This is a genomic window from Herbaspirillum sp. WTB6, from assembly GCF_057457785.1.
Genome location: NZ_CP176522.1, coordinates 678,670 through 700,544, shown reverse-complemented (window position 1 = coordinate 700,544; position 21,875 = coordinate 678,670). Strand labels below are relative to the sequence as shown.

The 21,875-nt window shown below is 62.7% G+C and carries 20 protein-coding genes and 1 pseudogene; 7 read left to right on the top strand and 14 right to left on the bottom strand.

Annotation, left to right across the window (positions count from 1 at the left end):
- Positions 1-39 precede the first annotated feature (39 nt).
- Positions 40-1,287 (top strand): abortive infection family protein, encoded by a 1,248-nt coding sequence (locus ACK2VC_RS03225; protein ID WP_486732155.1) that lies wholly within the window; start codon positions 40-42, stop codon positions 1,285-1,287.
- A gap of 320 nt (positions 1,288-1,607) precedes the next feature.
- Here the strand turns inward: ACK2VC_RS03225 and ACK2VC_RS03220 are convergent, their stop codons facing one another.
- Together ACK2VC_RS03220 and ACK2VC_RS03215 are read right to left on the bottom strand one after the other, a co-directional pair.
- Positions 1,608-5,522 carry an AAA family ATPase gene (locus ACK2VC_RS03220; RefSeq protein WP_486732154.1) on the bottom strand — a complete coding sequence of 1,305 codons (3,915 nt, stop codon included), beginning with the start codon at positions 5,520-5,522 and terminating at the stop codon, positions 1,608-1,610.
- Positions 5,519-6,778, bottom strand: coding sequence for an exonuclease SbcCD subunit D C-terminal domain-containing protein (locus tag ACK2VC_RS03215; protein ID WP_486732153.1), 1,260 nt, complete (start codon positions 6,776-6,778; stop codon positions 5,519-5,521). The genes ACK2VC_RS03220 and ACK2VC_RS03215 overlap by 4 nt, the downstream gene beginning before the upstream one ends.
- A 123-nt stretch (positions 6,779-6,901) precedes the next feature.
- Here ACK2VC_RS03215 and ACK2VC_RS03210 point away from each other — a divergent pair, with 123 nt between their 5' ends.
- The 4 genes from ACK2VC_RS03210 (at position 6,902) to ACK2VC_RS03195 (ending at position 10,592) form a co-directional block, all read left to right on the top strand.
- Positions 6,902-7,279, top strand: coding sequence for a YajD family HNH nuclease (locus ACK2VC_RS03210; RefSeq protein ID WP_486732152.1), 378 nt, complete (start codon positions 6,902-6,904; stop codon positions 7,277-7,279).
- A gap of 277 nt (positions 7,280-7,556) precedes the next feature.
- Complete coding sequence (gene mtoX / locus ACK2VC_RS03205) at positions 7,557-8,903, top strand: methanethiol oxidase (protein WP_486732151.1); 1,347 nt, start codon at positions 7,557-7,559, stop codon at positions 8,901-8,903.
- Positions 8,887-9,606: an SCO family protein gene (locus ACK2VC_RS03200; RefSeq protein WP_486732150.1), complete on the top strand. Its 720-nt coding sequence runs from the start codon at positions 8,887-8,889 to the stop codon at positions 9,604-9,606. Before mtoX ends, ACK2VC_RS03200 begins: the two co-directional genes overlap by 17 nt.
- Positions 9,607-9,761: 155 nt before the next feature.
- The gene (locus ACK2VC_RS03195) at positions 9,762-10,592 is read left to right on the top strand and encodes a restriction endonuclease (RefSeq protein WP_486732149.1); all 831 of its coding nucleotides are present in this window, start codon (positions 9,762-9,764) and stop codon (positions 10,590-10,592) included.
- Positions 10,593-10,779: 187 nt separating this feature from the next.
- On the opposite strand, the pseudogene ACK2VC_RS03190 reads toward ACK2VC_RS03195, so the two are convergent.
- The 3 genes and pseudogenes from ACK2VC_RS03190 to ACK2VC_RS03180 all read right to left on the bottom strand — a co-directional run.
- Positions 10,780-11,024 (bottom strand): annotated as a pseudogene (locus tag ACK2VC_RS03190) (transposase); the annotation flags it as partial.
- 64 nt (positions 11,025-11,088) lie between these two features.
- Positions 11,089-12,291 carry an extracellular catalytic domain type 1 short-chain-length polyhydroxyalkanoate depolymerase gene (locus tag ACK2VC_RS03185; protein ID WP_486732148.1) on the bottom strand — a complete coding sequence of 401 codons (1,203 nt, stop codon included), beginning with the start codon at positions 12,289-12,291 and terminating at the stop codon, positions 11,089-11,091.
- Between the two features lie 49 nt (positions 12,292-12,340).
- On the bottom strand, positions 12,341-12,748 hold the full coding sequence (locus tag ACK2VC_RS03180) for a CopG family transcriptional regulator (protein ID WP_486732147.1): 408 nt from the start codon (positions 12,746-12,748) through the stop codon (positions 12,341-12,343).
- A gap of 446 nt (positions 12,749-13,194) precedes the next feature.
- On the opposite strand from ACK2VC_RS03180, the gene ACK2VC_RS03175 reads away from it, so the two are divergent.
- A complete protein-coding gene (locus tag ACK2VC_RS03175; protein WP_486732146.1) occupies positions 13,195-14,049 on the top strand; it encodes a DUF6920 family protein in 855 nt (284 codons plus the stop codon).
- A 284-nt stretch (positions 14,050-14,333) separates the two neighbouring features.
- The gene (locus ACK2VC_RS03170; protein ID WP_486732145.1) at positions 14,334-15,110 is read left to right on the top strand and encodes a hypothetical protein; all 777 of its coding nucleotides are present in this window, start codon (positions 14,334-14,336) and stop codon (positions 15,108-15,110) included.
- A 235-nt stretch (positions 15,111-15,345) separates the two neighbouring features.
- Here the strand turns inward: ACK2VC_RS03170 and ACK2VC_RS03165 are convergent, their stop codons facing one another.
- The 9 genes from ACK2VC_RS03165 to ACK2VC_RS03125 form a co-directional block, all read right to left on the bottom strand.
- On the bottom strand, positions 15,346-15,615 hold the full coding sequence (locus ACK2VC_RS03165; RefSeq protein WP_486732144.1) for a TIM barrel protein: 270 nt from the start codon (positions 15,613-15,615) through the stop codon (positions 15,346-15,348).
- A gap of 155 nt (positions 15,616-15,770) precedes the next feature.
- Complete coding sequence (locus ACK2VC_RS03160; RefSeq protein ID WP_486732143.1) at positions 15,771-16,253, bottom strand: VOC family protein; 483 nt, start codon at positions 16,251-16,253, stop codon at positions 15,771-15,773.
- A 153-nt stretch (positions 16,254-16,406) separates the two neighbouring features.
- Positions 16,407-16,889, bottom strand: coding sequence for an SRPBCC family protein (locus ACK2VC_RS03155; protein ID WP_486732142.1), 483 nt, complete (start codon positions 16,887-16,889; stop codon positions 16,407-16,409).
- A gap of 34 nt (positions 16,890-16,923) precedes the next feature.
- On the bottom strand, positions 16,924-17,697 hold the full coding sequence (locus ACK2VC_RS03150; protein WP_486732141.1) for a VOC family protein: 774 nt from the start codon (positions 17,695-17,697) through the stop codon (positions 16,924-16,926).
- 333 nt (positions 17,698-18,030) lie between these two features.
- The gene (gene otnI, locus ACK2VC_RS03145) at positions 18,031-18,807 is read right to left on the bottom strand and encodes a 2-oxo-tetronate isomerase (protein ID WP_486732140.1); all 777 of its coding nucleotides are present in this window, start codon (positions 18,805-18,807) and stop codon (positions 18,031-18,033) included.
- A gap of 33 nt (positions 18,808-18,840) precedes the next feature.
- On the bottom strand, positions 18,841-19,749 hold the full coding sequence (locus tag ACK2VC_RS03140) for a cobalamin-binding protein (protein ID WP_486732139.1): 909 nt from the start codon (positions 19,747-19,749) through the stop codon (positions 18,841-18,843).
- Positions 19,749-20,588 carry a pantoate--beta-alanine ligase gene (gene panC, locus ACK2VC_RS03135; RefSeq protein ID WP_486732138.1) on the bottom strand — a complete coding sequence of 280 codons (840 nt, stop codon included), beginning with the start codon at positions 20,586-20,588 and terminating at the stop codon, positions 19,749-19,751. The genes ACK2VC_RS03140 and panC overlap by 1 nt, the downstream gene beginning before the upstream one ends.
- 68 nt (positions 20,589-20,656) lie before the next feature.
- Positions 20,657-21,526 (bottom strand): segregation and condensation protein A, encoded by an 870-nt coding sequence (locus ACK2VC_RS03130; protein ID WP_486732137.1) that lies wholly within the window; start codon positions 21,524-21,526, stop codon positions 20,657-20,659.
- A gap of 3 nt (positions 21,527-21,529) precedes the next feature.
- Positions 21,530-21,745 carry a DUF3460 family protein gene (locus tag ACK2VC_RS03125; protein ID WP_486732136.1) on the bottom strand — a complete coding sequence of 72 codons (216 nt, stop codon included), beginning with the start codon at positions 21,743-21,745 and terminating at the stop codon, positions 21,530-21,532.
- Between the last annotated feature and the right edge of the window lie 130 nt (positions 21,746-21,875).

Here is a 21,875-nt window from a genome sequence, read left to right as displayed (position 1 = left end):
AGCCTCGGTTCTTCGCTGACAAACACTTGGAACAGGGCGATGGAACAACTTGAACAGACACTTGCAACCGTTCACGCGCTTCTGCGCGCCGAGGGCATCAGCGAAGCTGCCTCCATCGTGCGCGACTATCCCGCGCAGTCGGAGCAGACGGGCTACGATAATTGGAACGGGGGCACAAACATCTGGGAGGTTCAATTCCAACTCCCCGCACAAGACTATGCCTGTCTTGGTGCAAAGCGCAGCCAATTGGAAGAGCAAATTACTGCAAGACTAAAGACAGTCCTCGAGCACGAATCCCAGGACTGGTACTCAGCCAAGATCGTGCCGGCGAAGGAACGGCGAGCGGATTGGAGATCGGAAACCTCAGATCTTCCGCGGCAAGTCCGCGTCAACATACTAGACGGCCTCCGACTGGACAGTGTGGCATGGCACGGTCAGTTGGATGACGTCGAGTTCTTGAGTCGCCTGTTCGACCTCGAGAGACTTCCGTCGACTGACCGTCGGTTCAAGGACGCGGCCGGTGATATCTGGCAGCATCGCTACAACAACGACGATTGGGACAGCGACTGGGTCTTCACCGACAGCCGATTTGGACTCATCGACGGGCCGGCTGACCAGTTCCTACGTTTTCTCTGCGAAGTAGTGCACCCAGTGGTTCGTCCCGAGCGCGACGAGGTGCTCAAGCTAGTGCTCCACTTCAACGACCAGCTTCGGCCTGCCGGTTGGGAGCTCTACGAGGAGGAGCGCATCGCCGGCCGGCCACGTTTTTCGTTCCGCCAATTGCGCAGCAGCTCTTCCCGTGCCGTGCTGCGAGCCAAGACGGTGGCAGACGCGTTGAACGCTGGCTGGATGGCGAAGGAGATTGAGCGGCTAGAGAATGCAATCGATCGAGACCCAGCCCTGGCCATCGGCACAGCCAAAGAACTGATCGAAACCTGCTGCAAGTCCATCCTGACAAAGCGAGGTATTATCTTCACCAAATCCGATGATATTGGCGACCTTACCAAGAAGGTCGCCAAGGAGTTGCAACTCGTACCAGAAGGAATTACTGACGAGACGAAAGGAGCGGAGAACATTCGCCTGATCCTTCGTAATCTGACTCAGCTCACCAACAACCTCGCGCAACTGCGTGGCCTCTATGGCACTGGACACGGGCGGGATGGTCAGTATCGCGGACTCCATCCGAGGCATGCCCGACTTGCGGTCGCCTCGGCGGTTGCTTTCATCGACTTCGTATCGGAGACGTTTAGCCACAGAGAAGGTTCAAGGAAGGGGGGCAACCTGTGAGCCGTATTGGATAGCCGTTCCAATGTCGCTTCTAGCGACTGATCCAAGTGTCAGCTTACGGTCAGAGACCGAGGTTGAGCGAGGACAGGAATGCTGGACCAAATACTTGGTCGTTTTCGGTTGATGCCCGCTCTTGGCGTTGGATTCAACTGGTCAATGCAACACACTAAACACTGGGTAGCAGATATTCAAGAAACCTGGATGACCGTCTGGTTCGGATCGATTTGAAGCTTTCTCGCTCCGATACATCGTGTAAAATAGGTTTTCGATTTACATCAGTGTTTGTCTGCCAATTTGGCGGAATTTTCCAAGGTTCGATCTCATCCAATCCCCACCAGACTTCTTCCCCCCGCCGTCCTCTGCACCAACACCTTGGTCGCGATCCGTTCCGTCATTTCCTGCACATGCGAGATCACGCCGACCTTGCGCCCCATCGCCTGCAGGCCGTCGAGCGCATCCATCGCCACGCGCAGGGTGTCGGCATCCAGGCTGCCGAAGCCTTCGTCGATGAACAGCGATTCGACCCGCACGCGGTTGCTGGATAACGAGGCGAGGCCGAGCGCCAGGGCCAGCGAGACCAGGAAGGATTCGCCGCCGGACAGCGAGTGCACCGAACGCAATTCATCCCCCATGGCCTGATCGACCACCATCAGCGCCAGCGTGTCGCTGACGCGTTGCAGCCGGTAGCGGCGCGACAGTTCGTTCAGGTGGCGGTTGGCGTAGCCGAGCAGGATGTCGAGCGTGATTTGCTGTGCGTAGTTGCGGAATTTCTTACCGTCGGCGGAGCCGATCAGTTCGTTTAGTTGCGCCCATACCCGGTAGCGGGATTCCTGGCTGGCGATGCTGCCGAGCATGCCGGCGGCTTGTGCGCGCCGCGCCTGGTCCTGCTTCAGCTCCAGTTGCAAGGCGGTGGCGGCGGCGTTGGCATTCTGGCGCTCGGCGGCCAGCGCCTGCAGTGCGCGCTGCAGCGCGTCGATCGGGCTGGCGCCAAGGTCGGCGGCGCGCTGCGGTGCGGACGCATCGGCTTCACCCGGCGGCTGGGCGGCATTGGCGCTGCCGTCTTCTGGCGGCCGCTGTTGCTGGTGCGCTTGCCGTTGCAGGCTGCGTTCGTGCAGCACGGTGGCGGCTTGCTGGGCTGCGGCGTCGATGGCCTGGAGCGCGGCGCGTTCGCTGTTGATCCAGGCGGCGGGGTGCGCCAGCAGCGCGCGCAGTGCGGCCGCGTCGAATGTCGTTTCCGCTGCGGCGCCGGCGACGTCGGTGTGCGCGCGATGGGACTTGGCGAAATCTTCGATCCAGTCCTGTAGATCTTGCTCGGCGGCCTGCGCTTCGCGCTGGTGGCTGGCGAGGCGCGCTTTGGCTTGATCCAGCGCTTCCTGGTGGCGGGTTTGGTTTTGCCGGCTGTCGATGCTGGCCTGCGACTGCTGGGCCAGCAGGGTTTTGGCGGTGTTCACCGCTTCCGCCAGGCGGGCTTCGACCTGTTGCACCGGCTGGCCGTCAAACAGGGCTTGGCGCTGCACCTGTATGTGTTTCAGGTTGGCGTCGCTGGCGGTGAAGGCGCCGGCCGCGCGCTGCTGTTCGAGTTCCGCCTTGTGCAGCGCTTCCTGCAATCCTTTCGTTTCCAGCACCAGCGTGGCGTGCCGCTGCCGGCCCTGATCGCGCGCCGTGCAATGCGCTTGCCACTGGCGAGCCTGCTCGGCGCATTGCGCATGGAAGGCGCCGGGGTCGGCCTGCCACTGGCGGCGCCAGCGGCGCGGGTGGTCGCCTGGGTCATGCTCGGCGCGGACGTTGTCCGCGCGGGCTGGCTCGTCAGCGGTGTCGGGGGCGTCGAAGGCGGCGTCGAGCTGGTTCAGGCCGTCGTCCAGGCGTTGCCGGGTTTGCCGCAGTTGGTCGTCGCTTGCGCGTTGCCGGCCCTGGATCTCGGCCAGCGCGGCCTGCGCGGCTCCGGCGGCTTCTTTGCGCGCGCTGTGTTCGCTGGCGGTATGTTCAAACGTGGCCTGGGCGCGGTCCCTGGCTTGCGCGGCACGGCGCCAGTCGTCCTCGATTTGCTGGATCTCGCGTAATTGGTTTTGTACGCTCTCGCGCTGGCGGGCGCACCAGTCGGCGGCCGCTGTGGCCGAGTCAGATTGCAGCTCGGCGGCCCATTCCGCCGCCAGCGGATGCGCCTGGCACTGCTCGCGCAGGCCCTGGCTGGCGGCCTGCAATTGCTGCTGTTCCTGCCCGATGGCGTCCAGTTGACGGCGGTGGCTGGCGGCGTCGGCGCTGTGGATGGCGTGCTGCCGCTGCGCGTGCTGCTGTTGCTGGCGGCAGTGTTCGACTTCGCTGTGCAGGCTGGCGAGCATGGCGCGCAGTTGCGGGTGGGCGCTGGCGTAGGGATGTTCGGTGGCGCCGCAGACCGGGCAGGGCGCGTCCGTTTCCAGCGCGGCGCGCAGGGTTTCGACGTTGGCGCTGCAGGCGGCTTCGGCGTTTTTCAGCGAGCGCTCGGCTTGCGCCTGAGCGGCGGCGAGTGCCGGCAGTTGGGCGTTGATCCGGCCCAGAGCCGCTTCGGCCTCGGCCACGGCTTGCTGGCTGATGCGCGCCTGGGCGTCCAGCGCTTGCCGGCGGCTTTCCTGCTCGGCCAGTGCATGCCAGGTTTGCTCGGCGCTGGCGAGTTGATCGCGGCGCGTCTCGGCGCCTTGTTTGCGCGTTTGCAGCGCGGCGCTGTCGAAACCGGCCAGCAGTTGCGTGGCGTGCTGGCGCTGCTGGTCGGCTTCTACCAGGGCGGTGGCGGCGGCGGTCAGGGCGGCTGCGGTGTTGCCGATCAGGGCGTTCTGCTGCGCTTCAGTTTTCGATAATGTTGCCAGTATGCTTTCAATTCCGCTTATTTCATTGCGGGAATGATGTGCTTGTGTAAGGAGTATATCCCAGCGCGGCCACTGTTCCGCGAGCGGTTGCAGCGCCGCGTGCTGCGCCAGCCAGCGCTCGGTGTCGTGCTGCTGCTCTTGCGCCTTGCCTAGTTCGGTGTGCTTGTCGCGCAGGTGTTGGCGGGCCTGCGCGGCGGCCTGTTCGGCCTCGGCCTGGGTTTGGTGCGCCTGGCGATGGCCGGGCAGCAAGGCCTCGATGCGGGCGTCCAGCGCCTTGGCCTGATCCAGCATCGGAGCGGCGGCGGCCTGCGCCTGTTCGGCTTCCTGCAGGCGGCCTTGCGTGATTTGCAAGGCGGCTTCGGCCTGCAGGCAGTGTTGCTCGGCGACGTGCAGCTTGTCCTGGCATGCGGCGATGGCGTTCTGGTCATTGGCGAGGTCGCGCGCCAGCCGCTCCACTTCTGCCACCAGCGGCCGCGCCGCTTGCACCGATTCGATCCGCTGCAGCTCGGCGCGGCGCGCGGTGGCGGCGGCTTGCTCGGCTTGGCGCAGTGCCAATTGCTCGCGCGCCAGTTGTTCATTGCGCCGGAATTTTTCATCGTCCTGATGCCAGCGCAACGCGGTCTCGAGCGTATGCTTGCGCAGATCGAGCGCGGCGACGGCGGCATCGGCCGCCTGGCTGTCCTGTTCCAACTGGCGGCGCGTGTCGTCGTCCAGCGGTTTCTGGTCGGCCAGGCGGTCGGTAAGGCGTTGCAATTCCTGCTGCTCCTGCTTGGCGCGGGCGTGGGCGCGCTGCGACAGCGTGCTGTAGATGGCGCTGCCGGTCAGGGTTTCCAGCAGTTCGCCGCGCTCGTTGTCGTCGGCCTTGAGGAAGGCGGAAAACTCGTTTTGCGCCAGCAGCACCGCGCGCGTGAATTGCTCGAACGAGAGGCCGATGCGGCGCTCGATCTGGGCCAGCACTTCGCGGTTGGTGCCGCCGATCGGCTGCAGCTCGGGCAATTGCGTCAGGCTCATGCGCGTTGGCTGGAGGTTGCCACTCGCTTTGCTGCGCGCACGCCGCACGCTCCAGCGGGCGCGGTAGCCGATGCCGTCGGTGCCGACAAAATCGACCTCGGCATATCCGTCGGCGGTACCGCGCCGCAAAAGGTTGCGCGCATCCTGCTGGGTGACGGCACTGTCGCCGACGTCCGGCACGCCGATGCCGCCGGCTTTGAACAGGCGCGGCGTTTTTTCATACAGCGCCATGCACAGCGCGTCGAGCAGGGTGCTCTTGCCGGCGCCGGTCGGGCCGGAGATGGCGAACAGGCCGCTTGATTTCAGCGGCTCCTGTTCGAAATCGACTTCGAATTCGCCGGCCAGAGAGGCCAGGTTCTTGCCACGGATCGCGAGGATTTTCATTGCGGCTCCTCGGCCGGGTTCAGCATCAGTTCGGCAAACGCGGCGCGCAGCTCGGGCGGGGCGTCGCTGTCATAGCGGCCGCGATACAGGCGTTCGAAGATGTCGTCGGGCTGCAGCCGCTCCAGTTGCTCCGGCACGACGGAGGCCGCGCTGGCGGTTTTGGGGGTGAAGCTGGTGTCGATCCTGGCCAGGCGCACCGGCTTGCCTTCCAGCGCCGCTTCGATGCGGGTGCGCAGGCCGGGTTCCGGCGCGGCGAGGCGGATGCGGACTTCCAGATACGGATGGCGCTCCAGATCCGGCGGCGATCCATCCGCCGCCGACACCGGCAGCGCCTCCAGCGCCGCCAGCGCTTGATCCAGCGGCGCCGGCTGTTGCGGCACGCGCAGCAGCTCGACCGCGCGCGGCACCGGCAGCGGCGTGATATCTGTCACGGCTGCGCCGTCCAGATCGACGCGTAGCACCTGGTGCGGGTAGCCGATTTCGGCAAACGACAGCGGCAGCGGGCTGCCGCAATAGCGCAAATGCTCTTCCTTGCCGACGCGCTGCGCTAGATGCAGATGGCCGAGCGCGGCGTAGGCGATGGTCGGCTCGAAGATGCCAGCCGACAGCGCCTCGCTGCCGCCGATGACGATGCGGCGCTCGGAGTCTTGCGAGATTTCGCCGCCGACCATGTGGCAATGGCCGAGCGCGATGATCGCCTGACCGGGCTGGCGCCGCGAGAGCGCGTGCTGCAGCGCATGGCGGTACAGCAGCGCGATGCCTTCCATGTAGGGATCGCCATCGGTATCCGCAGCGGCTTCGACGCGCGGCACGTCGCCGGGGCGCAGGAACGGGATCGCCAGGCACCAGGCGGCGATTTGCCCGCGCCGGTTTTTCAGCGGCACCACCAGTTTGTCCAGATCGATGGCGCCGTCCGGCCGGCGCGGCACGAAGCCGATCACGGTCGCGTCCAGCGTCTCCAGCAACGGCCCCGGCGCTTCCAGCCGCCCGGGCGAATCGTGGTTGCCGGCGATGATGACGATGTTCAGGTGCGGCGTCCGCGCCTTGGCTTGCTGCAGGAAGCGGTACAACTGCTTTTGCGAGGCGGCGGACGGGTTGGCGTTGTCGAAGATGTCGCCGCAGATCAGCAGGCCCTCGGCCTGTTCGGCGGCGAGGGTGTCGAGCAGCCAATCGAGAAACCGTTGATGCTCGAAGCCGCGTTCGAAGCCGTGCAGCGTCTGGCCCAGGTGCCAGTCCGAGGTGTGGATGAAGCGCAAGGCGGGGTCCTTTGGTCCGGATTCGGGTGGCCGGATGGGGTGATATATTGATTGCTAATATAACTGATAGGACTTCCGCCGTGCCGCTACGCACGATGGAATCCACGACGCCGAGGAATCACGATGTTGCAGAAAAAACCGGACAGCGCCAGGCTGGACAAGATCGTCGCCGACGCCCGCCGTCAGGCCGAACAGCGCGAGCAAGGCTATCGCGAGCGGGCCCTGAAAATCTATCCGTGGATTTGCGGCCGCTGCATGCGCGAATTTACGCTGAGTAATCTGTCGCAATTGACCGTGCACCACCGCAACCACAATCACGACGACAATCCGCCCGACGGCAGCAACTGGGAATTGCTCTGCCTGTACTGCCACGACAATGAGCATTCGCGCTATCTGGAGGCGGACCGGCAGGGCGGCTCGGGGCAGGGTGACGGCAAACTGGCGGCGGCGACCCACAATCCGTTTGCGGGCTTGTCATCTTTGGTCAAGAAAAAATCTTGAGGTGAAGATGCGCGCCGGTGCTCGGCCCGTGGCATGGTGCGTTCAAACAAGGCAAGCCGCGTTTCCCTGAATTAAAAATAGGAAACGAGGATTTGACCAATATCAAATCGAGAGGGGGAGCACCCGACCCCTCTCCAGTAAAAACCTCCCTACCATTACAAATGAGGCGTGGTTCCCGCAATGGGCTTTCGAGGCAATTGAGGCCGGGAACCCATGTCATGCCCCTGTACAGATACCGCAACTGGAAGAGGCATGCGTAGCCTAAAGGAGGCGAGCCATGAAGATGCGTACCCCGGATTGCCGACTTGCCGCTGTTTCGTCTGCGCTGGCCGCATTGCTGCTGGCACCGGCCGGCCTTGTCCTGGCCGATGAGACCTGCAATTCACCCTACATGGCGGGCCTGATCAAAGGCCAGGAAGACTACATCCATGTCTGGACCTTGGGCGTCGACGGCATGGGCGACGGGTCGGACAAGCTAGTCACCGTTGACGTCAATCCTAAATCGGCAAAGTACGGCAAGGTCATCGATTCCGTTTCGGTCGGTGGACGTGGTGAAGCGCACCACATGGGCTTCACCGACGACCGCAGATACCTTTGGGCCGGCCGCCTTGACGATAACAAGATTTTCGTCTTCGACGTCGCCACCAATCCGGGCAAGCCCAAGCTGATCAAGACGATTACCAATCTGGCGCAGAAGAGCGGCTACGTTGGCCCGCACACCTTCTATGCCTTGCCGGGACGCATGCTGGTCGGAACGCTGTCGAACGACAAGGACAATGGCGGCGTCACCGGTTTGGTCGTGTACAACAACAAGGGCGGCTATGTCGCCAAGTATGACATCCCGGTCACCACGGTCGGTGGCGTGCAGGGCGACGGCTATGGCTATGACATCGCCATCAATCCGCAGAAAAACGCGCTGCTCACATCCAGTTTCACCGGCCGCAAGAATTACATGACGGAGCTGGGCCAGCTGATCAAGGACCCCGAGGCGATGAAGCGATTCGGCAACACCATGGTCATGTGGGACTTGAAGGCGATGCAGCCGCAAAAAGTATTCAGCACGCCGGGGGCGCCGCTGGAAATCCGCTGGTCGCTCAAGGAGGGCGATAACTGGGCCATCACCGCCTCCGCATTGACATCGAAACTCTGGCTGATCAAGCAGGATGCCAGCGGCGCATGGCAAGCCAGGGATGTGGCGGCCATCGGCGACCCGGAAAAGATTCCGCTGCCGGTCGACATCTCGATCGCGGCCGACGGCAAGTCACTGTGGGTCAACACCTTCATGGACGGCAAGACGCGGCTCTTCGATCTCTCCAACCCTGAGGCGCCGAAGCAGGTGTATGAGAAGGTAACCGGCAAGCAGGTCAACATGGTCAGCCAGAGCTGGGACGGCAAGCGCGTGTACGTCACGAGCAGCCTGCTCTCCAAGTGGGACAAGGCCGGCGCCGACGATGAGCAATTCCTCAAACTGTACAGCTGGGACGGAAAGGAGCTCAAGGAACAGTGGCAGATCGACTTCTACAAGGAAAAACTCGGTCGTGCGCACCACATGAAATTCACGGCCAAAACCCCAAAGAGCGCGGCGACGGACGCGGGAGCTTTGAGCATTGCGGCAACTCGCTGATCGAACACTGACGAAATTCTGGAAGTGGCAATTCGTCGCCATTGCCGTGGCGGCCCTGTGCGCCGGCGCGGTGCAAGGCGCGACAACGGAAGTCGCGCTGCCGCAACGCCCGCGACAGGAGTTCATCCCGCCGCCGCCGGGCAGCTACACCTTGCAGGTCATCCAGCAAGCAGCCGACGGCAATGTGCTCGACATCGACGGCCACGCCTACAAGCTCGCTCGCTACACCACCGGCCGCATCACGCTGCTCAGCTTCATCTATACCTACTGCGTCGACCCGATCGGCTGCCCGCTCGCCTTCGAGACCTTCACCGGTTTGCGCCAACGCTTGCTGGCGACGCCGGAGGTGGCACGGCAGGTACGCTTCGTCAGCCTGTCTTTCGATCCGGTCAACGACACGCCCATGGCGATGAAAGCCTACGCCGGCAAATTTGCCGATCCCAACAGTCCGCTGCGCTGGGATTTTTTAACTACGCGTTCGGTGGGCGAACTCAAACCGATCATTGACGACTTCGGACAGGACGTGGAGGTCCAGCTCGATGCCAACGGCCAGCCGACCCGGTTGTACAACCACATGTTGAAGGTTTTTTTGATCGATGGGCAAGGGCGCGTGCGCGAGATATACACGCTGGCCTTCCTGCTGCCGGATGTGCTGTTCAATGATATTCAGACGCTGATTCTGGAGCAGCGGCGCACTCGATAAGCTGAGCCTGCGCCGTGGATTTTTGTTCTCCAGCTCGGACTCGGGCGCGCCCCAGGCCGGTCGATATTCGCAGCCGAGCCACGCGACTCCGCCCATTGCCAAAAATTAATGTAATGATAATATCCGGCCATTGACGTTTTCCTGTGGAAACGAATATGGCGAGACGGCAGCAATCCGTGTTTGAAGACCTGATGGACATCGCCGCCATGCTGCCCTGGCAGGTGGCGCTGGCCTTGGCGGTGGCCTCGTATTTCGGATTCCATCATCTCGCCTCCCTGCCTTCGACTCTGATCGGCGCTCGCACCCCGCAGCAATCGCTCGGCGACGGCCTGGTGCGGCAATTCATGATCACGTTCTCGATGATCCTGCAATACCTGGTGCCGCTGGCTTTCGTGCTCGGCGCCTTCATGTCCGCCCGGAAGCGGCGCCGGCAGTCCGAATTGCACGCTCAGGTGGCGAGCGCACCGCATCGCAATGCGCTGGAAAACATGTCGTGGAGCGAATTCGAAGGCTTGACCGCCGAAGTGTTCCGGCGCAAGGGCTATACCGTGGCCGAACGCGGCGGCAACGGCCCCGACGGCGGCGTCGATCTGGTCCTGCACATGGGGCGGGACAAATATCTCGTCCAGTGCAAGCAATGGAAAACCATGAAGGTCGGCGTTGCTACTGTGCGCGAACTGTATGGCGTCATGGCTGCGCATGGCGCGGTCGGCGGGTTCGTGGTCGCATCCGGTGCCTTCACGGAGGATGCGCGCAGCTTTGCCGAAGGCCGGTCGATCAAGTTGGTACATACGGAGGCGTTGCTGCGCCTGGTCAGGGAAACCAGCGGCGGTACGTCAGCCGGGCAGAGAGCCACGGAGGCTCCGAGCTGTCCTAAATGCGGAAGTGAGATGGTGCAGCGGACGGCCAGGCGTGGCGACTTTGCGGGATCGGTGTTTTGGGGATGTTCGCGTTATCCCGCGTGTCGGGGCATTGGCAAAGACTGAGAGGGAAACGCTGTAGAACTACTTGTCCTCTGAATCACTTTCGACCTTTCGGAAGGGTCGTATTCGGCCACTTGCGGTCCGTCGTGCTAGCTAGGCGGCCGTCTTAAAACTGTTACCGGACGTTCTGCATCGAAGTGTGAACGGTCGCGCCCGACCGAGGCCGTGTGCAAACGGACTCATATTGAGGCTATGAGATGAGAGGATTGCGCCCTCTTGTTGAGGGCTCAGCGGCTTTCAAGATCGCCCGGTCTATCGCTTCATTGCTGCAATCAACGCCGTCGCTCCCAACGATCTGCATCATCCGCTTCTGTTGTATGCCAGAGCGTGCAAACTCATCTCCGTTCGCACCTTTGGCAGGGTTTTCGTCAGGAAGTGCGTGGCGCCCATCCATGCCTTAAGAGTACCGAACGGGTGCTCGACCGTGCACGGCCGGATCATTGCCAGTTCCGGCCGTGCAATCTGGACCAGGCTTGCAAGCACAGGCTTGCGTCTATTTTCACTCCGGCTTCCGTGCATGCGTGCGGAAGAAACGCAGCATTTCCCGTGAAGCATCAGGCCCCTTCGGATCAGTGTACGAACCATTGCTGCTTCCACCAGACCAGGCGTGCCCGGCACCATGCACAGTCCATTGTTCGGCAATCGCTCTTCCTTCTGCATCGTGACGGATGGTCCTGGTATAGGCACGGCCATTCGGCACCGTACCTCTTTCCACTTTGAGCGTCGACTCCTTGCTGACGTCGCCTGCTGCGCAATCCGATTGAGGAATGCATTGCGCGAATATATGGTCGCCATTGCAGGGATGTACGGTGATGTCGCGATCGCCATGGAACACGATGGCCGGAATCGCTTGTCCAAGTGGCGCGGACGCTTGGGAGCGTGTTCCCTGCCGGCCCTTCTTTGCACTGCCGTTCTTCATGGTCGCGAATGCGGACGGCATGTCGTGCGCCACGCCGTAAGGCAGGCCGGAATGAATGCCGACAGCGGCGTACAGCTCGGGATAAGTCGCGCCCATCACCGCGGCCATCGCGCCGCCTGCGGACAAGCCAGCGACATAGACGCACTTGGGATCGACGTTGTAGGCGCGGATGACCTCGCGCGTGATGTCGGCAATGATGGAAGGCTCGCCGCAGGCGCGCTGCTGATTTTCCGGCTTGAACCAGTTCCAGCAATTCGATCCGTTCGCGGCATGCATCTGCGCCGGATAAACGACGAGGCAATTGTTTTCTTCGGCCACCGCGTTCATGCCGGTGCCGGCGGCGAAGTCGTCCGGGTGCTGTTTGCAGCCATGCAGCATGACGACCAGCGGCAGCGACTGGCCGCCTTGCTCCTTGTAGCAACTGGGGATATACAGCTTGTAGGCGCGCGTGCCTGCACCGTTGGTGCACGAGCCCGACAAGAAGCGCCCTTTACCGGCAAGGTCAGCTTCGACGCTCTGTTCCGGCTGCCGCGCCGACGCGCCTTTCCATTTGGCGTGAGACAGGTTGCGCAAACGCGTCAGGATGTCGGCGCCCTGTGGCTGCTCTGCGTCGGGCGCCGGCGGGTTGATGTCGTGCAGTTCCGGCGCTTGTGGCAGGAATGCGCTCCAGTCGGGGTGCTGCGATGCTGCCTCCGATGAGGTGGCGCCATGCAGCGCACGCTGGATCGCTACGGTTGCCGCCATCGGGCCTTCGGTTTGTAACAGCTCGGTGGCGGCGCGCATTTGCGCGAGAAAGCCGTCATTGATTTTCATGGAATTCTTTCCGGCATGGCTAAAAAATCCGTCCGGCCAAAGCGGCCTTGACGGCGGCGCTGGCGTGCAAGGCACCCAACACGGTGACAGAGTCGATGGTGGCCAGCGCCAGCTCGGGCGTGACATCCGCACCGATGCTGGCTAGGCCCAACACCTGTATCTGCAATTTCTGTCCTGCGGCGCGCACCGCCTCCAGGTCGGCACGCGAGTAATGCTGCAAGCCAAGCACCAGGCTCTTGCGCGCCACCGTTTGTTTGATGACGTCGCCATGCGCCTGCAACTGGTTGCGGATGGCGGTACGGATCAGGTCGGTACGATTGGAATAGAAACCCTCTTGCACCAGCAGGTCGATCTGCCCAAGATCGACCGGCCCGAGATTGATGGTGATTTTTTCTGTCTCGGCTACTTTTAGCCGAGCGTCTTGCATTACTACTTCGCGTCCCATTTTTGCCATTTCACCATCCTCAAAACATCTATATACCATCCATACAGATGGATTTTAGACGTTTAAGACGACATGTCAAGCCGGCTTGCGATGCTATTTCCTTGTAGAGAGCTGATTGAGACGCGCCGTTTTTGCCACATCGCAATGGTGTTTCTGGAATGGCATGAAGATCGGCTTTTGACCAGGCCCGGCAGGTCGCCCACACATGATCAGCGGCCGGTATCGCTGCAGAACGGACCGTGACACCAACATGTCGACGGACCACAACGGGTCGGAAGCACCTCTTGCCAAACTTCCGCTATCGACCAGGAGCAATCAGACACCAATTGGGCCTATTCTTCGCTGCTTTCCCAATGTTGCCGTCCGAGCGCAAATTCGGCTAGTCTGCCGTTCAAGTTCCACAGACAGCGCCATTCCACGCCTTCACCATGCTCAAAATACTGGTCATCCTCGGCTTGGTCCTGATGGCGATTGCCGCCGCAACCATCGCATATGGCGCATCCCAGTGGGCGGATCGCACCAGGGAGTTGCGCGCAGGCCTCGAAGCGGCCCGCATGCCAGTGCAACCCCCAGTGGTGGATTTTCGTGAACTCGAAGGCTTGCCCGCGCCGGTACAGCGCTACTTCCGTATTGCCCTCAAGGAAGGCAATCCCATGGTGGCCGGCGTCCATGTCCAGCACCACGGCACCTTCAATATGAGCGAGACAGCGGAGCAGTGGAAGCCGTTTGCCTCCGATCAGAAAGTGGTCACCCGACGTCCCGGCTTTGACTGGGACGGCCGGATCACGATGCTGCCCGGCTTGGCGGTACGAGTGCACGATGCTTACGTTGCCGGTGAGGGCACCTTGCATGCTGCCTTGCTCGGCCTGATTACCGTGGTGGACATGCGCGGCACACAGGACGTGGCCAGAGGCGAGCTGATGCGATTTTTGGCTGAAGCGGCATGGTACCCCACGGCCTTGCTTCCCAGCCAAGGCGTCCGATGGGAAGCCGTCGATGCGCACTCGGCACGCGCTACGCTGGTCGACAGCGCGATCAGCCTGACCATGCTGTTCAGCTTCAATGAGCAGGGTTGGATTGAAACCGTACGTGCCGATGCGCGTGGCCGCACGATAGGTGACCGGATCATCCCCACGCCTTGGCAAGGGCATTTTTGGAACTACCAGGAGCGGGACGGCATGTATGTGCCGCTGGAGGGCGAGGTGGCATGGCTGCCGCCGGAAGGCGCAAAGCCGTACTGGCGGGGCCGTATTACTGCGATCGCCTATGAGTTCGCCAGATGACCGAAGAGATGCTCCAGCCGGTTTCGCATTCAGGGCCTGCTTCCCCGCTGAGGGGCCGGAACTGCCGCATCCGGCCATAAGCCGTCATCTGATCTTAGTCGCGCGGATCGCGGCTTTAGGCTGGCCCCTATCATCTCTAAGATTCCATCACGATACCGAAAACTGTCGGGTACCTCAAAATTTTCCAGATAACCGAGTATGTAATCATTGTTGTTTTCAGAGGTTAGAATTCGATAGCAACTATAAAAATGGGGGCGCCGGTGCCAAGCTTTGTACGGGATGTGATGGTCCGAAATATCGTTTTGGACGACGAGGCAATTCAAGAACTACACAGGGTTATTTTGCAGCGAGTCGCAGTACACAACGCGAATACGCAAGATTCGGAACGGCAGCTAACACCAGTGTATATTGTCAGATTCGATAATCGCGGATACAGAACGTTCTCCGAAAATGAGGCTTGGGACTACTACAAGAGTGCTGACGCGGTAGAGAGAGTCGTGTTGCAAGCCGAGAGCGTCATTGGGTTCAAAGAGAATCATATGGTTGGGGAGCAAATAGAAATACGACTCGACACCGACGCTAACGGCTCCTCTCATATTATCGTTGGTGGAGATTCAAAGGACTGGGTGGAGACTACGTTCACGGCGCTCGAAGGGGTACTGAATCGCCGGAAGAGCACTGCGACAGCAATCGCCCGAACACAGTGGATGGTGCTGGCGTTGCAACTTATTGGTGTTTTTGCTGGCCTCTTACTGTGCTTATGGCTAGCGACTCTATCAGCGCCATATCTCAAGGACGTTGAGTATCCCCGTGCCCTCGCCTTCGTATTTTGGTTCCTGGTCTACAGCAATCTGTGGGGCTACATTCAAAGGCAGGCGCTTACTGGAATTTGGGCTCTATTCCCAAATGTTCGATTCAGTAGGAAAGGCGAACATTGGACGCAGGTATTAGTACGCAAAGGGCTTGAAGCTGTTGGCGTGGCCGTTTTCCTTTGGGCTCTTGCGTGGCTGACAAAGTGGGCGGCATCGGTTATTGGTCCATTCGTGACTTTGGCCACATGATCGTGTTCTCCTATCACATTGAACAAAAGTAACTGTCACCGACGGCAGGTCACCGCATCATGTGGGCAGGCACACTGCATCCGCTTGGTAGCCGCGTACGAACATAGCATAAGGCAGGCTGAATGACCGCTTCGGGTCGCTTTGAGACGTTCATGGCCTAACCTCACCGTTTCAATCCAACGCCGGTGTGCATAGAAACCCGCCGTACGCCAAAGACCTAACCCTCCCACATCCATCACAGGCCTTCAACCGTGCACTTGGACGGCCGATATTGATAACCGAGCCAGCCGTCATAGCCGAGCTGATCGAGCAGCCGGAACTGGTACGGATAATTGACTTCGCCGGTGTCCGGCTCGTGGGGTTCCGGCACGCCGGCGATCTGGATGTGGCTGATGTGGGGCAGGTATTGCTTGAGCGTGACCGCGAGGCCGCCTTCCATGATCTGGGCGTGGTACAGGTCCATCTGCACCTTCAGGCTCAGTGAGCCGACTTCCTCGCGGATCATGTGCGCCTCCTGCTGGAGGGCGAAAAATAGCCCGGCATATCGCGCTGATTGCTCGGCTCAATCAAGAACCTGATGCCGCGCCGCGCACTGAGCGGCGTGGCGCGGGTTGTCGATGTAGTGGTGCGACAGACGGAGTGTTCGGCGCCAGGTCACCCTCAGGCATGGTCGTAAGCCTGTTGGATCGTGGCGATGTCGATTTTTTTCATGGTCATCATCGCGTCGAAGGCGCGCTTGGCCGCCGCGCGATCGGGGTCGGCTATCGCCGCCATCAGCGCGCGCGGGGTGATCTGCCAAGACAATCCCCAGCGGTCCTTGCACCAGCCGCATTCGCTTTCCTGGCCGCCATTACCGACGATGGCGTTCCACAAGCGGTCGGTTTCGGCCTGGTCGTCGGTCGCGATTTGAAACGAGAAGGCCTCGTTGTGCTTGAAATGCGGGCCGCCGTTCAGCCCCAGGCAGGGGATGCCGGCGACGGTGAATTCGACCGTCAGCACATCGCCTTGCTTGCCGTCGGGGTAGTCACCCGGTGCGCGGAGGATGGCGCCGACTGCGCTGTCGGGGAAGGTTTCGGCATAGAAGTTGGCGGCGTCGAGGGCGTCGCCGTCGTACCACAGACAGATCGTGTTCTTGCTGGTCATCTCCTGCCTCCTGAAAAATTGAACACCGGCGTCCGCCAGCGTCGAAACAACTCCAATCGTCCACCTTGCGGCACCGTGCTCTGCCGGATGGTCGGCCGGTGAGCGCGGCCAGGGCGTGCTGTGGCGCGGCTGGCCACAACGGGCGTGGCCAGGTCAGAGCCGCGCCACCAGGGCGGCAAGCTGGTCCGTCGCCTTGCCCCAGCCTTCCTGAAATCCCATTTCCTCATGACGCTGGCGGTCGGCGCTGGTCCAGTGCAGCACGCGCGCGATGTAACGGGTTTTGCCGTCGACTTCCTCAAACGTCAGGATGCCGGTCATGAACGGTTTTTCCGACGGCTCCCAGGCGCTGGTGTAGGCGTCGGTAAATACCAGCCGCTGGTTGGGCACCACCTCCAGATACACGCCGCGATTCGGGAATTCCTGGCCTTCGGGGCTGCGCATCACGATCAGGCTGGAGCCGCCCGGACGCACATCGAGTTCGGCGGAGGCGACCGTCCACGGCAAGGGACAGAACCATTGCTTGAGCAGGGCCGGCTCGGTCCAGGCCCGGAACAGCTTGACGGGCGGCGCGTCGATGAGGCGGGTCAGGCCCAGTTCGCGCGGGTCACTGTCCATGGTTTTTGCGGTATCGCTCATCTGCCAGTCTCCTTGGATATGTTGGGGTTGGACTTCAGGGCTTGGAACTCAGCAATGCAAAAAAGGCGCCCTGGGGGTCGAGGCACTGGACGATCCACATGTCACCGGGCACCTGATGCGGGCCCATCACCACCTTGCCGCCGGCCGCGTTGTTGCGTTCAATCGCGGCGCTGACGGCGTCGACATTGAAGTAGTAGAGCCAGAACGGCGCCGGCGTTTCTGGCGTCTTGGTCATCATGCCGCCGATCGCGCCGTTGCCGGCGGCGAAAAGCTGGTACACGCCGAGCGCTCCCATGTCCATTGCCTCGGCCTTGGTCCAGCCGAACAGGCCGGAGTAGAAATCGAAGGCGCTGGGGCCGTCGCCGGCGTGCAGCTCGTGCCAGCCGATGGTGCCGATCTGTCCCGGTTCGGTGCCGGCCGGCGGCGCTTCGTCCATGCCGTGAAACAGCACGAAGGTGGCGCCGTGCGGGTCGGCGACCACGGCGAAGCGGCCGACGCCCGGGATGTCCTCGGCCGCGCGGTGCAGCTTGCCGCCCTGGGCGACTATGCGCGTCACGTAGCCGTCGACGTCGTCGACGCCGATGTAGCCGATCCAGCCCGGGCGGGCGCCGGCGGCGCGGGCCTCGTCCGGAATCGCCATCAGGCCGGCGATCATCGTCGGTCCGGCGCTGAATATCGTGTACGGATGATCCGGCACGCCGGCCTCCTTGCTGTCCCAGCCGACTACCTTGCCATAAAACGCGGCGGCGGCCTGGGTGTCGCTGGTCATCAACTCGTACCAGACGAATTTTGCTTGCGAGATAGCCATGTCTCTACTCCTGGTGGGGAATCAAAACAACCTGTGCAGGCAGCGTCGCGCCGAGGTCGAGGCTAGCCACCCGCCATTCGCATGGCTTGGCGAGCGCCCATCCGGGTGGTGCGCAAGCGTCGCTGGCCGCTTTGCCAATCTGTTCGATGGCATCAGCGCCCGCTTGTTCCTGGTAGGTTCCACCAGGAAAAAAACCGTCTGGGCGGTGCCCGCCGCCGTACAGGCCGCATCATTGGCGCACCGCATCCTTGGCAAGAAAAATACGCGCGATGGGATGATGCTCCGGTGGCGCCAACGAACGGGCGCGGCGATTTTGGGGAAAGCGCTGCCCGTTCAGCCGCGCTGTCGCAGCCAGCCCAGGCCCTCGACAGTGCCGTGCGCCGGCCGATACTCGCACCCCACCCAGCCGTCATAACCCAGTTGATCCAGCAGTTGAAACAGGTAAGGGTAGTTGACCTCGCCGCTATCCGGTTCGTGCCGCTCCGGCACGCCGGCGATCTGGATGTGACCGATGTGCGCGAGGTGTTTTTTCAGCGTGGTGGCAAGGTCGCCTTCCATGATCTGCGCGTGGTACAGGTCCATCTGCACCTTCAGGTTTGGTGCGCCGACTTCTTCCCGGATCGCGTGCGCCTCGCCCTGCAGTTGCAGGAAGTAGCCCGGCATGTCGCGGCCGTTGATCGGCTCGATCAGCAGCGTCTTGCCGTGTTGCGCGCAGGCGGCGGCGGCGTAGCGCAGGTTGTCGATGTATACCGCGCGGAAGGTGGCACGGTCGGCGCCGGCCAGGATCAGGCCGGCCATCGCGTGCAGATTGGGCGTGCCGAGCGCCACGGCGTATTCCAGCGCAACGGCGACGCTTTGCCGGAATTGCTCCTGCCGCCCGGGCAGCGCGGCGATGCCGCGTTCGCCGCCGGCCCAGTCGCCGGGCGGCAGGTTGAACAGGACGTTCTGCAAGCGGTGCTCGGCCAGCAGGCGCGCGATTTCCTGCGCGCTGAAGTCGTACGGGAACAGGAATTCGACCGCCCGGAAACCGGCGCGCGCAGCCGCTTCGAAGCGCTGCAGGAACGGCACTTCGGTGAACATCATGCTCAGGTTGGCGGCGAATTGCGGCATGGCGATGACTCCTCTCGATGGTTGTTTGACGCTTCAGCGCCGGCTGCGCGCCAGTTCCAGTTGCCGGCATATCTGTTCGGCGCCATCCACGATGCGCGGGCCGGGGCGGGTCAGCAGGTCGGCATCCAGCACAAACAAATCGTGGCGCGCGACCGCGCTGAGTTGCGGGAAGCGCATCCAGTCGGCCAGCTCGTCGGGCGCGCCGCCGGCACTGAGTATGACCTCCGGATTTTGCGCCAGCACCGCTTCGCGGCTGACGGTGGGCGTCAGTTGCGGCAGCGCGCCGAATACGTTCTGGCCGCCGCACAGGCGCAGCGCGGCCGATACCAGATGAGCGTCGTTCAAGGTCATCAGCGGCTTGCGCCAGACTTGGTAGAAGACCCGCACCGGCGGCCGGTTGCGGTAGGTACTGTCGAGCCCGGCGAGCCGGGCGCGGAACGCGGCGGCGGCGGCGTTGCCGGCGGCTTCGGTGCCGGCCAGCCGCGCCAGCCGTTCCAGCGAGGATGCCACGCCGGCGAAATCGCGCGGCTCGGATTCGAATACCGGGATCGCCAGCGCGCGCAGCTTGGCGATTTGCGCCGCCGAGCTGCCGCTGCGCCAGGCCACCACCAGATCGGGTTTGAGCGTGACGATCTTTTCCAGGTCGAGCGCCGAGGCGCCGCCGACCGAGGCAACATTGCGCGCCGCCGGCGGATAGTCGCTGTACTGGCTGACGCCGACCAGCGCGGCGCCGGCGCCGGCGGCGTACAGCAATTCGGTCGCGTGCGGCGCCAGGCTGACGATGCGGCGCGCCGGCGCCGCCAGCGTGACCGTATTGCCTTCATCATCGACTGCCGTCGGTGCTGCCTGCGCCGGATCGAGCCACAGCCACGCGCAGAGCCCGGCCAGGGCCAGCATGCGCCCGGTCCGGCGCACGGCGGCACTGGATGGCGCCGTGCGCATCAGATTTCCAGGTTGTCGATCAGGCGCGTGCTGCCCAGCCGGGCGGCGGTCAAGACCACCAGCTTTTCGCCGCGAGCCAGGTCGCCGGCGGCCGGCGGCTGCAGGTCGGTGCGCTTGCGGATTGCGACGTAATCGGGTCTCCAGCCGCGTGCGGTCAGCCGCGCCACCGCTTTTCGTTCCAGTTCAAACACGTCCAGATGGCCGCTGCGCACTTCCTCGGCGACTTCGTTCAGGGTGCGAAACAGCGCCGGCGCTTCGGCCCGCTCCTCGGGCGACAGATAGACATTGCGCGAGGACAGCGCCAGGCCGTCGTCGGCGCGCCAGGTTTCGGCGGCGATGATCTCGGTCGGGATCGCGAACTGCCGGCACATGTTGCGCACGATCATCAATTGCTGGTAATCCTTCTTGCCGAACACGGCGGCGCGCGGCTGCACGCAGGAAAACAGCTTCAACACCACGGTGGTGACGCCGGTGAAGAAGCCGGGGCGGAATTCGCCCTCCAGGATGTCGCCCAGGTCTTCCGGCGGCCGTACGCGGTATTCCTGCGGTTCCGGATACAGGTCCTTTTCGGTCGGCGCGAACAGCACGTACACGCCTTCCTTTTCCAGCTTCTCGACATCGGCCTGGAAGGTGCGCGGGTATTTGTCGAAATCCTCGTGCGGGCCGAACTGCAGGCGGTTGACGAAGATCGAAGCGACGATCGGGTCGCCGTGCTTCCTGGCCAGCCGCATCAGCGACAAATGGCCCTCGTGCAGGTTGCCCATGGTGGGCACGAACACGGTGCGCAATTGGCCGCGCAACTGGTCGCGCAATTCTTCAATGGATGAAATGATTTTCATGGGAAGTCTTGAGGTGGCAAAAGGGAAAGGGCGAAGCGAAGCGAAGGCTGCGGCATCGAGCGCGGCGCTTAGCCGGGCGAGTAGGTCAGCCGCACGTAGATCGGCGCATAGGCTTCGGCCTGGGTAATCTCGATCAGGGTTTCCTTGGCCAGTTCGAGCAGCGCAATGAAGTTGACCACCACTACCGGCACCCCGCGCGAGGGCTCGAACAGGTCGGCGAATTCGACAAAGCGGGTCGATTGCAGGCGCCGCAGGATCGCCGTCATGTGCTCGCGCACCGACAATTCCTCGCGGCTGATGGTGTGGCGCGTGGTGAGCGTGGCGCGCTTGACGACGTCGGCCCAGGCGGCGCGCAAGTCGTCGGCGCTGACATCCGGCCAGCGCGGCACCAGGCTTTGCTCGATGTAAATCTGGGTGCGCACATAGTCGCGCCCGAGCTGCGGCAGCGCGTCGATCTGGTGCGCCGCCAGTTTCATTTGTTCGTATTCCAGCAGGCGCCGCACCAGTTCGGCACGCGGGTCCGCCACTTCCTCGCCGTTGTCGGCCTTTTTGACCGGCAGCAGCATGCGCGACTTGATTTCGATCAGCATCGCCGCCATCAGCAGGTATTCGGCGGCCAGTTCGAGATTGGTGCGGCGGATCTGGTCGACGTATTCCAGGTACTGCAGCGTCACCTGCGCCATCGGAATGTCGAGGATGTTGAAGTTCTGCTTGCGGATCAGGTACAGCAGCAGGTCGAGCGGGCCCTCGAACGCTTCCAGGAAGATTTCCAGCGCGTCGGGCGGGATGTACAGATCATTGGGCAACCGGAACAGCGGCTCGCCGTATAGCTTGGCGAACGCCACGCCATCCACCACGTCCGGAGTGGAGTCGATCCCTTGCAGCAGGGCGTCGGCCGCGCCGGCCGGCAGCGCGGCCGCGGCGGGCGTCGCGCTCACGCCTTAGCCCTTGTTCAGATGGTAGTAGACGTACTCGGTTTGCCGTACCCGCGAGGCGTCGGCGCGGCGGCGTTCGTCGAGATCGAGCGGCGCCTTGTCCCACAGCAGCGCGCGCCCGGCTTGCTGCTTCGCTTCCAGGCTCGGATCTTTCCGCTTCAATTCGGCGATGAACTTGGTGTGATCGGATTCGTAACGCTGATACTGCTTGGAGAATTTCATGGTGTCGTGAGGTCGGGCCGGAGTTTCAACTGGGGGCTATTCTACCCTGTCTGGACGCCGATTCCCGCTGGCGGGCACGGTCGCATGGCGCCGCGGAATTTGGCGGGGAATTGGCGGAGTACTCGGCGTG